Source organism: Hymenobacter sp. H14-R3 (genome assembly GCF_030063445.1).
In the GTDB taxonomy this organism is placed as follows: domain Bacteria; phylum Bacteroidota; class Bacteroidia; order Cytophagales; family Hymenobacteraceae; genus Hymenobacter.
In genome coordinates this window covers 44,142-59,226 of record NZ_JASITD010000017.1, presented here as the reverse complement: position 1 = coordinate 59,226, position 15,085 = coordinate 44,142, and the positions used below count along the sequence as shown (strand labels likewise).

Genomic DNA, 15,085 nt, shown 5'->3' with positions numbered 1-15,085 from the left:
CCGGCGGGGGCGGTGGCCTACATTCTCTTATTTGGCCTGGGCTCGGTGCTGGGCATGCTGGCAGCGGTGGGCCTGATGCGCATTCCCTTCACGCTGCGCATGCGAGCCGGGCGGCGGCGGGCCGGCGCGGTGGTGCTGTCGGCAGGGCTGAGTATAAGCTACGGTTGGTGTGGGCGCATGTGTGAGCCCTCCGCGTTCACCCCCCCCCAAAGACCTCGGCAAGCTGGTACTGCACCAAGCCGGCATAGTGGCTTAGAAGCGGTACGCCCGCGGCCTGCGCCTCAACTACCCCGAGGCCGCCGCCCTGCTCGCCACCCAGCTGCTGGAGTTTATCCGCAACGGCGAATCGGTGGCCGCGCTCCTGGACAAGGGCAAGCAGCTGCTGGGCCTCGCCGACGTGCTGGAGGGCGTGGCCAGCCTGCTGGCCGAAGTGCGGGTGGAGGGCACCTGCCCCACCAGCCACTTGCTTTTCGGCCGCAGCGGCAACGGCTTTACCACCCCGTAGGTAGCTACGAAAGTGCAGCCGGTAGTAAGAGGAATTTTCGGATTGGTACTGCCACAAAACTTGTTGGGCAAGGCAAAACACACGCAATAACCTCCGGTGAGGCAGGGGTAGGCATAGCTTCTGACAGATGCATCGCGCCCCAGCTGCTACCCCTACGAAGGCTTGGGCTCCTAGTCACCTACCAGTAAGCGCAGAAGTAAGCTAGCTTGGCTAATCAGTCTTTACTTACTACATAAACACCTTATTATCAATAATTTATGTTTTATACTCAAGCCTCCCCCACTACCTCGGGGGGCAGCTGCCATTGGAAGTGCTGCTGCAACAAGGCGTTAACTTTTTCGCGGGTGAGGGGCTTGGTGACGCAGTTGGCCACGGACAGCTCGGCCAGGCGCGACTGGTCGCGGGGGTGCACGGAGGTGGTGAGCACCACGATAACGGGCGGCGGCGTGGCGGGCTGCACGTAGGCCTCCAGAAACTCTACCCCGCCCATCACGGGCATGTGCACATCGAGCAGCACCAGGGCTGGTACCAGGGCCTCGTCGGCTTCGGCCAGCAGCGCCAGGGCCTCCTCCCCGTTTTCGGCCACCAGGCAGTGGTCGGTCACGCCCAGGCTTAGGAGCAGCTGCTCGTGCAGGAAATTGGTGGTGGGGTCGTCGTCGACCAGCAGGATGCAGGAAAGCTTTTGCATGAAACTTATGCAGTAGTAAACAATAGACTATCTAATTACTATAATTCTTCTAGCAGGGCTGGCGGTTCGTGCGGCAGCGCCACAATAAATGTGGAGCCCACGCCCAGCTGGCTCTGCACCGTGACGGTGCCGCCCGCGTTTTCGACAATGCGCTTAACCATGTAGAGGCCCACGCCCGAGCCAGGCACGTGCGCGTGCAGGCGCTGAAACAGGCCAAAAAGCTTGCCCTGCTGCTGCTCGCTCAGGCCCAAGCCATTGTCCTGCACCTCCAGCAGCGTGGTGCCGTTGGCGCTGTGGCAGCGCAGCCGCACCTGGGGCGGGCGGCCGGGCTGGTGGTACTTCACGGCATTGCTGAGCAGGTTGTAGACCACTGAGCGCAGGTGCTGGGGGGCAAACGAGACGGTGGCGCAGGCCGTGACGTCCACCGTGAGCTGGGCGGCAGTGGCCTCAAACTCGGGGGCCAGGTCGAGGCGCACGGCCTCCACCACGGCGGCCAGGCTGAGGGGCTCGGCGGGCTCGGCGTAGGCTTGTTGCAGGCGCGAAAGGTCGGTGAGCTGGGCAATGGTGAGCTGGAAGCGCTCGATGGAGCTCTGCATCATCTCCAGCACGCGCGGCACCAGGCCGGCTTGCTGGGCCGCGGCGGGCAGCTGCTTACGCAGCAGCAGCAGCAGGCTTTCGATGTTGGTGATGGGCGCCTTGAGGTCGTGCGAGGCGGTGTAGATGAAGTTATCCAGGTCGGCGTTGGTGCGCGTGAGGTGGGCGTTGGTGGTGCGCAGCTCGGCGTTGGCCTGGGCCAGCTGCTGGCGGGCCAGCTGGCGCTGGCTCACGTCGGTGGCCACTATTACCACCGCGGTCACCTGCCCTAGCTCATCGGCAAGCGGCTGGTATACAAAGTTAAAATATATTGTTTCGAGCGCGCCATGCCGTAGCAGCTGCGCGGGCTCGCCCTCGGACACAAACGGCACGCCCGTGCGCCGCACCTCATCAAGGAGGTGTGAGTAGCCCTGGTCTATCACCTCCGGCAGCACGCTAAACAGGGGCTGGCCCAGCACCTGGGTCAGTGAGCGCCCCCACATTGCGCAAATGGCCGGGTTGGCCACCTCCACCACGTAGGTGGGGCCCGCCAGCAGGGCCAGGGCCACGGGGGCCTGCTCAAACACAGTTTGCATGCGCGCCAGGCCAGCATCGTGCTCCTGGCGCGCGCGCACCTGCTCACTCACGTCATAGCCAAAAACGGAGACGCCCATAATCACCCCGTTTTCGCGGTAGGCCTGGTACGTAAAGTTGAAGTACCGCAGCAGCGGCGGGCCGGTAGGCTGCGTGATAGTCAGCGGCAGTTCGGTGCCCGAAAAGGCTTCGCCCGTTGCGTATACCTCCGCTACCAGCGTAAAAAAGCCCTGCGGCACCGTTTCGGGAAGGGCATCGGCTATGCGGCGGCCCCGCAGCTCGCGGCCGGGAAACAGCTGCACACACGCTTCATTCACGTAGTCGCACCGAAACTCGGGCCCATACATGAGGGCCACCACGGCTGGCGTTTGGGCAAATACCTGGTAGTAGGTTTCGCGCTCCTGGGCCCGGCGCTGCACGGCGGCCAGCACTTCGACCTGCAAGGCTTCAGCGTGCTGCTGCACCCGCACCTGGGCCGTAATATCGAGGGCAAACAGCAGCACCCCGTCGATGCGGCCGTGCTCGTCGTAGCGCGCCTGCTGCACGTACTGAAAGTAAAACTCGACTGCCGGGCCGCCGGGCTGCTGCACCAGCGGTACGCGCGCGCGGGTTTCCTCGTGCGTTTCGCCGGTGGCATACACCCGTTGCAGCTGCTGCCACACGGGCTGGCCAGCCAGCTCGGGCAGGGCCACCAGCAGCGGCAGCCCCAGCAGCGGGCGGGTATGAAACAGCCGCTGCAAGCCAGGGTTCACGAGCTCAAACACCAGGTTGGGCCCATCGAACACGCACACGGCCGCCGGGGCTTGCTCAAAAAAGCGCTCCAGGCGCTGGCGCTGGCGCTCGGCGGTGGCCTGGGCCCGCTGGGCCGCGGCTACGCCGGCGGCCACGCGGCACTCCAGCTCCTGGTTGAGCCGCTGCACCTGGCGGCGGGCCAATACCTGCTCCGTTACGTCGCTGGCAATGGTTAGCACCCCCGTTACCTGGTTCTGCTCGTCGAGCACGGGCTGGTACACAAAGTTGAAGTAGCCGGTTTCCAGCTTGCCGGCGCGGTGCACCAGCAGCTCCGTTTCCTGGCCCCGCAGGGGCGTGCGCGTGCGCACTACCCGGTGCAGCAGCTGGTCAAACCCTTTGCCTTGCAGCTGGGGCAGGGCCTCCAGCAGGGGGCGGCCCAGCAGCTCATGCGGGAGGCAGCCCCACACCTCGCCCGCCGTGGCATTAAAGGCTATCAGGCGCAGCTCGGGGCCCTCTACGTAGCCAATGGGCACAGGGGCCTGCTGGATGATGGCCTGGAGCTGCCGGCGCTGGGCTTCGGCCTCGGCGCGGGCGGCCTGGGCCTCGCGGGTGCGCTCCTGCACGCGGGTTTCGAGCTCGTGGTTGAGCTGCTGCACCTGCTGGCGGGCCAGCACCTGCGCCGTCACCTCAGTGGCAAAGATGAGCACGCCGTCTACGGCCCCGTGCTCGTTGCGGCGCGCCTGGTAGAGGCAGTCGAAGTAGCAGTCTTCCAGCTGCCGGCTGGGGGCGCGGGGCATTTGCATGTGCACTTCGCGGCCCTCGTAGGTGCCGCCCGTGTCGTACACGTTGCGCAGCAGGCCCATCACGGCCTGCTCGTCTACGCCGGGGTGCGCGGCGGCCAGCGACAGCCCCAGCAGGGGCTTGCCCGGAAAGAATTGCTGGTACACGGGATTCACCAGCTCGTGCACCAGTTCGGGCCCATCGAGAATACAGATGGCCACCGGCGACTGCCGGAACAACCGTTCCAGGCGCTGGCGCTGGCGCTCGGCCTCAGCCCGGGCCCACTGCGCCTCGGCCACGCCGGCCGCCAGCTCCTGGTTGAGCAGGTGCAGCTCATGCTGGGCAGTGGTTAGCTTATGGTAGCTGGTGCTCAGCTCCTCGTTAAAGGCGTGCAGCTCCTCATTCAGCTCCTGCACCTGGCGGCGGGCGGCTACCTGCTGGCTCACGTCGGTGGCTACCAGCGTTATGCCCGCCGGGCGGCCAGCAAGGTCGTAATAAGGCTGGCAAGTACGGTCCCAGAACGCCTGCCTCTGGTGGCCGGGCGGATGCTGCGGCGTGGGCAGCTCGCGGGCCACGTGCGGCTTACCGCTGGCCAGCACCCCGGTTAGCACAGGCTCCAGCTCCTGGTGCAGTGCGGGGGGCAGCGCCTCGCGCAAGGGCCGGCCCAGCACCTGCGCGGGCCGAAGGCCCCAGTGGGCGCAGGCCGCCGCATTGGCCATTTGCACCACGTGGTGCGGGCCCTGCAACACGGCAATGGCTACCGGGGCCTGCCCAAACAGGCGCTGCCACTCGCCCCATTGCGCCTCGTGGGCGCGGTGGGCCAGCACCTGCTCCGTCACGTCGAAGGCAAAAACGGTGATGCCTATTACCTGGCCCTGCTCGCGATAGGGCTGGTAGGTGAAGTTGACGTAGCGCGTCGGCGGCGAGCCGGGCGGCGTGGCTACTACCAGCGGCACCTCCGTGCTGGCGTATGTGGCCCCGGTGGCATACACCCGGTTCAGCGGTTCCAAAAAGCCCTGTGCCACCAGCTCGGGCAGCGCTTCGGCCATGCCGCGGCCCAGCAGCGGGCGGCCCGGAAACAACTCCTGGTAAGCCACATTGCAGTATTCGTACGCGTGCTGCGGCCCGCGCAGCACGCATATGGCGGCCGGCGCGTGCTCATACATTTCGTAGCGCGGGGCCGCCGGGGTGGGCACTTGCGTAAACAGCAGCACCAGGTGCGCTTCCTGGCGCTGGGCGGTTGCGCGCCAGTGGCCGCCGCTTGCATCCTGGTAGGCTTCGGGGCTGGGCGGCGCGCTGGGGGCTGCCCAGGCCGCCTGGCAAAGGGCCAGCAGTGCCGGCGCCCCGGGCGCGGGGGCCAGTAGCGTGCCGGCTGGCTGCCCGGGCAGCCCCAGCAGGCGCCGGGCGGCCGGGTTGAGCCGCACAAAAGCAAAGTCGGTTATAGTGGTATCACTGGCCGCGGCATACACGGGCCGCAGCTGCACCACGCCATCATGCAGGGCGTCCACCAGCGCGGCGGGCAGGGCCAGTTCGGCCGGCGTAGGAAGGATGGGAGAAGTCATGGCGCAGCCCAAGAGCCAGCGTTGGATAAGCACAAAGCAGGCAGCACTGCCTCCTCTACGGCGCAGGGCGTACCCAGTACTCAGGCAAATTTACGTGGTATAATTATCTAATAGTAAGTTGTTTACATTTTTACTCGGCATGCTAACCCTCCGCCCGGTGTTCCTCCGGCAGGCCAAGCCAACCGGCACCTGCCGCTAGCGGCTGGCGGCCAAATATAGGCCCGCAGGTTAATGTTGCGCTTACGCCCAGTTGGGTGCCCAGCTACCAGGTTCGTTGTAGCTCAACAGTTCCTGGCACCAGCAGCACTGGGCATGAACACTCTACCGCTGGTGCGTAGCCTGCCCACCGGCTCCTTCGCCTACTCCTACGGCCTGGAAAGCAGCCTCACCTTCGGCCTGCTCCGCACCGAAACCGAGTTTCGGTCCTATCTCTACTCCTTTCTTCAGCAAGCAGCTAGCTCTGAGCTGCCGTTTAGTACTTCGGCTACCTTATTACCCTGCAATGAGTTAGCAATCATACTCGCCGAGTACGATGCCCAGCTGCTCGCGCCCGCGCTACACCGCGCCAGTCTCACGCAGAGCAAGAGCTGGCTCAAGCTGCTCGACTCGTTTTACCCAGTAGCCGGGCTGGCTGACCTGGGCGCAGAACTAACGCGGCAGCAACTGCCCGCGCATTTCGCCCCGCTGTTCGGCCTGACCCTGGGTCGGGTCGGCTTCAAACCAGCTGCTATTCAGGCTACTTACCTGCACCTGGCCCTGCGCAACCGGCTGAGCGCGGCCATCCGCCTGGGCTTCACCGGGCCGATGGCCGAGCACCGGCTGCAACACAATTTTTACGGCGTGTTTGAGAATTTGCTGAGCGCAGCGGATATTCGGCCCCACACCGAGGCCGCGCGCTGCACCGTGCTGCTCGATGTGGCCCAGCTGCTGCACGAGGCTATTTATTCGTGGCTAGTTCAGTGTTAGCGCATTATTCAAAATTGGCGGATGAGCGTTGTGAAGATTCCCAAAAAATTACAGGTAGCTTTCAAAGCAATCCGCAATGGACAGTTGGAGAGTGGCTTAGCACAGCTAGATAGTATTGATGGCTTCGAGCCGCAAAAAGCTTCGGCTAAAGCGGAAATCAGCTACTTCAAAGGTCATTTTGCAGACGCAATGATTTGGGATGAGCAGGCAATTGCATTTGATACGCAGTGGTATGCGGGCAATGTATTGACTGAGCACCTGTTTGCGTATTCGAGCGCGGCAATCCTGAGTAACAACGTAGAACGAGCTCGGGATTTCCTCACGGGCTTCCTGGCCGAAAAAGAAAAGCTGGAACTCCCGGCCCATAGCCTGAGCTTTTATCGCTACCAGGTCGCGCAACACCTAAAAAGGCTCGCCGGCAAGCAAAACCTGCCCATCGAACCCGAACCACTGCCCCTCTTGGCAACTGGCCAGCCATTGGAATCATTTGCGGCGCAACTGCACCAGTACCGCCCAAAGCTTACGTTCGACAGCACGGCCGGTGCCGAATACCTGCTACATTTCTTGTTCCAGGCCGCCGCTACGGCAGAGGCGCTACGTTACTACCGGGCGTATGCCAGCAGTATCCGCCTTGAAGACCACCACCTCAGTGCGGCGCGGCTCTACACTAGCCTGAATGAAATAGAAAACGCGCAACAAGCTCTGCTGACCTACGCGGCAATTGCCTGGTGTCCCGTCGAGCACACCCAGGTTGCCCCCATGCGGCTCTGGGAATTCGCCGAGCTAGCTCCCGCCTTAACGCAGGAACTGAAAGACAAGCTATTAGCTCTGCCTAAAGCCTTGTAATACAAGTTTTTATCTTACCAAGCAGCTTGTTGCACCAACGCTTCTCTAATAATCTAACTACTCCCTAGATGGCTTTCGTCGACAAAATCGCCCTCCTCCTGCACGGCCACAGCCACTAGGCCCTGGCGTCGCCCGGCGACTTTGCGGCCCGCGAAACGCGGCGGCGGCGGCCCTCCCGCAACTTTCGCAAGCGCGCCTTTACCGTGGGCATCGGCGGGCCGGTGGGCACTGGTTAAAACGGCGCTGCTCAAGACGTTGTGCGAAAACCTACGCGCCGGCTACCGCCTCGGCGTGGTTACCAACGATATTATTACCCGCGAGGATGCCGAGTTTTTAATTTGCGAGAGCGCCCTCACCGCCGACCGCATCGTGGGCGTCGAAACCGGCGGCTGCCCCCACGCTGCCAGCCGCGAAGACATTTAGCTGAACACGGACGCGCTCGAAGGGCTGATGCAACGCTTTGCTAATCAAAACGATTACCTATTCGTGGAGAGCGGCGGCGACAACCTGGCCGCCCACTTCAGCCGCGAGCTGGTCGATTACTCCATTTACGTCATTGATGTATCGGGCGGCGACAAAATTCCGCGCAAGGGCGGGCCCGGCATTACGCAGTCCGATTTACTGGTTATCAACAAGATAGACCTAGCCCCGCTGGTGAAGGCCGACCTGGGAGTAATGGACCGCGACTCAAAAAAAATGCGCGGCGACGGGCCCTTCGCGTTTGCCCGTGCCTCCGACGGCCATAACTTAGCCACCATCATTGCGCACATTCACTCGGCCCGGGCCCGCGCCCTGGCCGCCGTGTGCGAAGACCGACGCTAGCTACGTAGGCTGCTGTTTGCCAGCGGCGGCGTATCTTACTCTTCGGTTTGCGCACCCACTGCGCCAAACTGCCCCGGCAACGGCTGACTTTGTTAGCTTGCGCTTCTCTTCTGCCCTCTCCCCCCTCCCCCACCCATCACGGATGCCGATTTTCGGCACTAGCCTCGCTGCTTTCTCGAAAGCAGCTTGGGGCCAGCGCCGCGAAGCCGTGCCCGGTCCGCTTGCTCGTAGCGTGGGCTCTGCGAGTCCGCGCGTGGGTAGGCAGCCGGCCGATAGCACGCGCGGACTCGCAGCGTCCACGCTACATCCGCCCCATTGCTCCTTGCTTATTGCTCATTACTACTTGATTATGAACGCGCCTACCCTTTACCGGCCCGAGTTTGAGCACGATGCGTGCGGCACGGGCTTCATCACGTACATCGACGGGCGCAAGAGCCACCAGATTGTGGCCGACGCCCTCACCATGCTCGCCAACATGGAGCACCGCGGCGCGTGCGGCTGCGATTCCGACTCGGGCGACGGTGCGGGCGTGCTCATTCAGCTGCCGCACTGGTTTTTGCTGGAGGAGTGCGTGAAGCACGGCATTCGGCTGCCCGAGCCGGGTGGCTACGGCGTGGGCATGGTGTTTTTTCCGAAAAATGAGAAGCTGCGCGAGGCCAGCAAGCTGATTATCAGCGAGGCAGCGCAGCGGCTGGGCATTGCGGTGCTGGGCTACCGGCCGGTGCCGGTGCGCACCGAGGGCATCGGCGTCACGGCCCTCTCGGCCGAGCCAGTAATGGAGCAGCTGTTTCTGGCCCGGCCCACTGGGCTGGCTACGGAGGCTGATTTCGACCGCAAGCTCTACGTACTGCGCCGCCTGATTATCAAGACGTTGAATGAGCAGCTACCGGCCGCACTCGATGCGTTTTACTTCGCCTCGCTCTCGTGCCGCACCATCGTGTACAAGGGGCAGCTGACCACGTTTCAGGTCGGCATGTACTTTCCCGACCTCAGCGACGAGCGCGTGACCTCGGCCTTTGGGCTGGTGCATTCGCGCTTCTCCACCAACACCATGCCCTCGTGGAAACTGGCCCAGCCGTTTCGCTACCTGGCTCATAATGGGGAGATTAACACGCTGCGCGGCAACCTAAACTGGTTTTTTGCCGGCCTGCCCACCTACACCTCGCCCTACTTTTCGGCCGAGGAAATGGAGATGCTGCTGCCCGTTATCGACGCGGGGCAATCGGACTCGGCTTGCCTGGATAACATCGTGGAATTGCTCACGCACTGCGGCCGCTCGCTGCCCCACGTGATGATGATGCTGGTGCCTGAGGCCTGGGACGGCAACGAGCAGATGGACCCGCTCAAAAAGGCGTTCTACGAGTTTCACGCCACCTTTATGGCCCCCTGGGACGGCCCGGCGGCGCTCAATTTCACCGATGGCAACCTGGTGGGCGCCATGCTCGACCGCAACGGGTTGCGCCCGCTGCGCTACGCCATCACCAACGACGGCCGCGTGCTCGTGGCCTCCGAGGCCGGCACGCTGCCGCTTGCCCCGGAGATTATTATCAAGAAGGGCCGCTTGCAGCCGGGCAAAATGTTTGTGGTGGATATGGCCGCCGGCCGCATCCTCACCGACCGCGAAATAAAGGCGCAAGCCGCTGGGCAACAGCCCTATGGCACCTGGCTCGATAACTACCAGATTCAAATGGCCGACCTGCCCGAGCCGCGCCTCACCTTCACCGACCTCGGCGCGGAGGCCGTGCTGAAGTACCAACAGGCCTTCGGCTATACCCGCGAAGACCTCGAAACCATCATCGCCCCAATGGCCCTGGAGGCCAAGGAACCCATCGGCTCGATGGGCGTGGACGTGCCGCTGGCCGTGCTTTCCGACCAACCGCAGCACCTGAGCAGCTACTTCAAGCAGTTTTTTGCGCAGGTCACCAACCCGCCCATCGACCCCATTCGGGAGCGGCTGGTGATGAGCCTGGCCACCTTCATCGGCAACAACGGCAACATCCTGGACGAAAACCCGCGCCACTGCCACTGCGTGGCCGCTAAGCAGCCCATCCTCAGCAACCGCGAGTTGGAGAAGCTGCGCAGCATCGACACCGGCTCGTTTCAGGCCAAAACCTTGCAGACCTATTTCAAGGCCGACGGCAAGCCGGGCGCTTTGCAGCGGGGCCTGGAGCGCCTGTGCCGCTACGCGGAAGACGCGGTGAATGACGGTTTTGAGGTGCTGATATTATCGGACCGTGCCATGGACTCGGAGCACGCGCCCATCCCGTCGCTGCTGGCAGTTTCGGCGGTGCATCACCACCTCATCAAGCGCGGTATGCGCGGCTCGGTGGGCCTGGTGGTGGAGGCCGGCGACGTGTGGGAGGTGCATCATTTCGCCTGCCTGCTGTCGTTCGGGGCCACGGCGATTAACCCATATCTGGCGCTGGCGACCATCCAGACGCGCCGCGCGGCCGGGCTGTTGGGCACAGACCTGCCCGCCGAAAAGCTGGCTTACAACTACATCAAGGCAGTGTGCGATGGCTTGCTGAAGATTTTCTCGAAGATGGGGATTTCGACCTTGCAGAGCTACCACGGCGCACAGGTATTTGAAATACTGGGACTTAACCAAAGTGTGGTGGACCAGTATTTCACCGGCGCGGTGACGCGTATTCAGGGGCTGGGGCTCGATGAGATTGCCAAGGAAACGCTCTTCAAGCACCAGCACGGCTACAAGCAGGAGAGCACCGTGGGCCCCGAACTGCTCGACGCGGGCGGCGTGTATCAGTGGCGGCGCAAGGGCGAGGCGCACATGTTCAACCCCGAAACGGTGCACCTGCTGCAACACGCCACCCGCACCGGTAACTACCAGACCTACAAGAAGTACGCCCAGCTGCTCAACGAGCACCCGAACCAGCTCTTTACCATTCGCGGGCTGCTGGGCTTTGCCAAGCACCGGCCCCCCATCGCGCTCGAAGAAGTGGAGCCGGCCGAGGCCCTGATGAAGCGCTTTGCCACCGGCGCCATGTCGTTTGGCTCGATTTCGCACGAGGCGCACAGCACGCTGGCCATCGCAATGAACCGCATCGGCGGCAAGAGCAACACCGGCGAGGGCGGCGAAGACCCGCTGCGCTACGAAGTGATGGAAAACGGCGATTCGATGCGCTCGGCCATCAAGCAAATCGCCTCGGCCCGCTTCGGTGTAACGGCCCACTACCTCACCAATGCCGACGAGCTGCAAATAAAAATGGCCCAGGGCGCCAAGCCCGGCGAAGGGGGCCAACTACCTGGCCACAAGGTAGATGACTGGATTGCCAAGGTGCGCCACGCCACGCCCGGCGTGGGCCTCATTTCGCCCCCGCCGCACCACGACATCTACTCCATTGAGGACCTGGCGCAGCTGATTTTCGACCTCAAAAACGCCAACCGCGCCGCCCGCATCAACGTGAAGCTGGTGAGCAAAGCGGGGGTGGGCACCATCGCGGCGGGCGTAGCCAAGGCGCACGCCGACGTGATTCTCATCTCGGGCTACGACGGCGGCACGGGCGCGTCGCCGCTCAGCAGCATCCGCCACGCCGGCCTGCCCTGGGAGCTGGGCCTGGCCGAAGCCCACCAGACGCTGCTGCGCAACCAGCTCCGCAGCCGCGTGGTGCTGCAAGCCGATGGCCAGCTGAAAACCGGCCGCGACCTGGCCGTGGCCGCCCTGCTGGGGGCCGAAGAATTTGGCGTGGCCACGGCGGCGCTCATCGCGGGCGGCTGCATCATGATGCGCAAGTGCCACCTCAATACCTGCCCGGTGGGCGTAGCCACCCAAGACCCCGAGCTGCGTAAGTTGTTTAGTGGCAAGCCCGAGCACATCGTCAACCTGTTCCGCTTCCTGGCCGAAGAGCTACGCGAAATCATGGCCGAGCTGGGCTTCCGCACCCTCAACGAGATGGTGGGCCGCAGCGAATTCCTGAAAGTGAACCCCGAAGCCGGCCACTGGAAAGCCAAGCTCATCGACCTCGACGCGGTGCTGCACCCCGCCCCCAATAGCTCGGGCGGCACCCTCTACAACAGCGAAAGCCAGGACCACGGCATCGCCGAAGTGCTTGACTGGCAGCTACTGGCTCACGCCCAACCCGCACTGGAGCGTCAGGAAGTGGTAACCGGCGAGTTCGACGTGAAGAACACCGACCGCACCATCGGCACGCTGCTCAGCAACGAGATTGCCAAGCGCTACCACGCCGCCGGCCTACCCGCCGATACCATCCGCTACAAGTTCACCGGCTCGGCTGGCCAGAGCTTCGGCGCGTTTTCGGCTAGCGGCCTCACCTTCAAGCTCGAAGGCGAAGCCAACGACTACGTGGGCAAGGGCCTGAGCGGGGCGCGGCTGGCCATTTTCCCGCCCGCCGCCAGCACGTTTATCCCCGAAAACAACATCCTCATCGGCAACGTGGCGCTCTACGGCGCTACCTCGGGCGAGCTCTACGTGCGCGGCAAGGCGGGCGAGCGCTTCGCGGTGCGCAACTCGGGCGCGACGGCCGTAGTGGAGGGGGTAGGCGACCACGGCTGCGAGTACATGACCGGCGGCCGGGTGCTGGTGCTGGGCCGCACGGGCCGCAATTTCGCGGCCGGCATGAGCGGCGGCCTAGCCTGGGTCTACGACCCCGCTGGCCAGTTCCCAGTCAACTGCAACCCCGACATGGTAGCCCTCGAAGGCCTCGCTGAAACGGACGAAGCCGAGATTCAGGCGCTGCTCCGGCAGCACGTGGCGCTGACGGGCAGTCACTTGGCTAATTTCCTGCTGGGCAACTGGGAGGAGGAAGCCGGGCGCTTTGTGAAGGTGTTCCCGCTGGAGTATAAGCGGGTGCTGGAGCGGGCGGTGGCGCGGTAGCCCCACCCCCGGCCCCCTCCCCTGCGGGGGAGGGGGAGCCACGGCGGCACGATATATTGTCATGCTGAGCTTGCCGAAGCATCTTATCAGGTTCGTTATTTGTTCTCTATATCTTTAAAACTGCAATGCTCAACTGTAATGAAACTTAAGAAGCTCAGGGCGATTAGCCACAACGCAGCTCATTCATATTTCAGTACCCTAGGGCATATTGGACAAGAATACACTAGTACTGTTTTACATAGATTGTCTCTACAAAATAACATGATTCGACTAGAACTGGATGTATTAAATACGAGGTTGCAGCCAGCTCAAAACACAGCATTTGAAGCATCGCTTTTTGATTTTCGCATGCAGTTTTTTGATATGCTTCAGCATGAAAACATTCCTGTAGAAGCTGTGAATTCATATAAAATCTTTGTAGAGCGTTTGAGTGACAGAATGGATGTTATAGATATTCGCTGTCAGCCAGAATTAAAGGACTCAAATGGCAAAGTTTACAATTGTGCTGAAGTCTTCTCTAAATACCCTGCGCCAGTGCGGTAGAGATGCTTCAGCAAGCTCAGCATGACGTTTCTTAGAAACTTCTGACTACACAAGTACTCAATTTTCACGACTACTCTAATTCATCTCGCCGCCTAGGCTCCCCCTCCCCCGCAGGGGAGGGGGCCGGGGGGTGGGGCTGCACACATGGGCAACATCACCGGCTTCAAAGAATACCCGCGCACCGCGCCGCCCAAAGCGGCCCCGACCGAGCGCGTAGGGCACTACCAGGAATTCATCGGCCTCTACCCCGAGAAGGAGCTGCACCACCAGGCCGCCCGCTGCATGAACTGCGGCGTACCCTTCTGTCACGCAGGCTGTCCACTGGGCAACATCATCCCCGAGTTCAACGAGGCGGTGTACCGGCAAGATTGGCGCGAGGCCTACGATATCCTCTCGGCCACCAACAATTTTCCCGAGTTTACGGGCCGCATCTGCCCTGCGCCGTGCGAGTCGGCCTGCGTGCTGAGTATCCACAGCGCGCCAGTGGCCATTGAGGAAATCGAGAAGCACATCATTGAAATTGCCTTCGAGAAGGGCTACGTGCAGCCCACCGCGCCGGTGCTCAAAACCGGCAAAACGGTGGCCGTCGTCGGCTCCGGCCCGGCCGGCCTGGCCGTGGCGGCGCAGCTCACCGAGGCCGGCCACACGGTCACGGTGTTTGAGCGCGACCCGCACGCGGGCGGCCTCATGCGCTACGGGGTGCCTGATTTCAAGCTCGAAAAATGGGTGATTGAGCGCCGCATCCAACTGCTTGAAGCGGCCGGCGTCACCTTCCGCTACAACGTCGAAATCGGCCGCGATATCTCGGCCGACGAACTGCGCCGCACCTTCGATACGGTGGTACTGGCCGGCGGCGCCTCGGCCCCGCGCGAGCTGCCCCTGCCCGGCCGCGACCTCAAGGGCATTCACTACGCCATGGAGTACCTCACGCAGCAAAACCGCCGCGTGAGCGACACGCCCCTGGACAGCGAGCACATCCTAGCCGATGGTCGCGACGTGGTGGTGATTGGCAGCGGCGATACGGGCTCCGACTGCGTAGGCACGGCTAACCGCCAGCAAGCCAAATCAGTAGCGCAGTTTGCCATGATGCACCAGCCCGGCGAAGAGCGCCCCGCTCACACGCCCTGGCCGCTCTACCCCACCGTATTCCGCACCAGCAGCTCGCACGAAGAGGGCTGCCAGCGCTACTGGGGCGTGAACACCAAGGCCTTCCTCGGCGACTCAACCGGCCAGGTGCGCGCCCTGCTCGTGAGCGACGTAACCTGGGAAACCGACGACCTGGGCCGCCGCGTGCGCTTCGAGGAAGTGCCCGGCTCCGACCGCGAAATCCCGTGCCAGCTGGTGCTGCTGGCCCTGGGCTTCACCGGCCCTGCCAACGGCGGCCTGCTCAGCCAACTAGGCGTAGAGTTGGATGAGCGCGGCAACGTGCACGCCCCCGAAACCACCTACCACACCAACCTCCCCGGCGTGTTCGTGGCCGGCGACATGCGCCGCGGCCAGTCGCTCGTCGTCTGGGCCATCTCGGAAGGCCGCGAGGCCGCCCGGCAGGTCGATATGTTTTTGATGGGCAAGACGAATTTGCCGAGCAAAAACGCAGTGGGGATGTTTGGATGAGGGTTTTG

Annotated in this window: 7 protein-coding genes and 2 pseudogenes; 7 read left to right on the top strand and 2 right to left on the bottom strand. The window is 63.1% G+C overall.

Features of this window, described 5'->3' with window-relative positions; all coding sequences use genetic code 11:
* Window positions 1-268 precede the first annotated feature (268 nt).
* Window positions 269-505 (top strand): annotated as a pseudogene (locus tag QMK33_RS15700) (urease subunit gamma); the annotation flags it as partial.
* A 268-nt stretch (window positions 506-773) separates the two neighbouring features.
* Here the strand turns inward: QMK33_RS15700 and QMK33_RS15695 are convergent.
* Window positions 774-1,193 (bottom strand): response regulator, encoded by a 420-nt coding sequence (locus QMK33_RS15695; protein WP_283565559.1) that lies wholly within the window; start codon window positions 1,191-1,193, stop codon window positions 774-776.
* Between the two features lie 38 nt (window positions 1,194-1,231).
* Window positions 1,232-5,434 carry a PAS domain-containing protein gene (locus QMK33_RS15690; RefSeq protein WP_283565558.1) on the bottom strand — a complete coding sequence of 1,401 codons (4,203 nt, stop codon included), beginning with the start codon at window positions 5,432-5,434 and terminating at the stop codon, window positions 1,232-1,234.
* Between the two features lie 312 nt (window positions 5,435-5,746).
* On the opposite strand from QMK33_RS15690, the gene QMK33_RS15685 reads away from it, so the two are divergent.
* From QMK33_RS15685 to QMK33_RS15660, 6 genes and pseudogenes are all read left to right on the top strand, one after another.
* Complete coding sequence (locus QMK33_RS15685) at window positions 5,747-6,400, top strand: urease accessory protein UreF (protein WP_283565557.1); 654 nt, start codon at window positions 5,747-5,749, stop codon at window positions 6,398-6,400.
* 30 nt (window positions 6,401-6,430) lie between these two features.
* Window positions 6,431-7,246 carry a hypothetical protein gene (locus QMK33_RS15680; RefSeq protein WP_283565556.1) on the top strand — a complete coding sequence of 272 codons (816 nt, stop codon included), beginning with the start codon at window positions 6,431-6,433 and terminating at the stop codon, window positions 7,244-7,246.
* A 291-nt stretch (window positions 7,247-7,537) separates the two neighbouring features.
* A pseudogene (gene ureG / locus QMK33_RS15675) lies at window positions 7,538-8,068 on the top strand (urease accessory protein UreG).
* A 349-nt stretch (window positions 8,069-8,417) separates the two neighbouring features.
* Entirely contained in the window at window positions 8,418-12,920 is a 4,503-nt protein-coding gene (gene gltB / locus QMK33_RS15670) for a glutamate synthase large subunit (RefSeq protein ID WP_283565555.1), read from the top strand.
* Between the two features lie 261 nt (window positions 12,921-13,181).
* Entirely contained in the window at window positions 13,182-13,463 is a 282-nt protein-coding gene (locus QMK33_RS15665) for a hypothetical protein (protein ID WP_283565554.1), read from the top strand.
* A 144-nt stretch (window positions 13,464-13,607) separates the two neighbouring features.
* The gene (locus tag QMK33_RS15660) at window positions 13,608-15,077 is read left to right on the top strand and encodes a glutamate synthase subunit beta (RefSeq protein ID WP_283565552.1); all 1,470 of its coding nucleotides are present in this window, start codon (window positions 13,608-13,610) and stop codon (window positions 15,075-15,077) included.
* Window positions 15,078-15,085 lie beyond the last annotated feature (8 nt).

What these genes read in the sequence shown, in the direction of transcription:
- QMK33_RS15665 (WP_283565554.1), top strand. Translation starts at nt 13,182, where the DNA reads ATGATTCGACTAGAACTGGATGTATTAAATACGAGGTTGCAGCCAGCT.
- QMK33_RS15690 (WP_283565558.1), bottom strand. Translation starts at nt 5,434, where the DNA reads ATGACTTCTCCCATCCTTCCTACGCCGGCCGAACTGGCCCTGCCCGCC.
- QMK33_RS15685 (WP_283565557.1), top strand. Translation starts at nt 5,747, where the DNA reads ATGAACACTCTACCGCTGGTGCGTAGCCTGCCCACCGGCTCCTTCGCC.
- gltB (WP_283565555.1), top strand. Translation starts at nt 8,418, where the DNA reads ATGAACGCGCCTACCCTTTACCGGCCCGAGTTTGAGCACGATGCGTGC.
- QMK33_RS15660 (WP_283565552.1), top strand. Translation starts at nt 13,608, where the DNA reads ATGGGCAACATCACCGGCTTCAAAGAATACCCGCGCACCGCGCCGCCC.
- QMK33_RS15695 (WP_283565559.1), bottom strand. Translation starts at nt 1,193, where the DNA reads ATGCAAAAGCTTTCCTGCATCCTGCTGGTCGACGACGACCCCACCACC.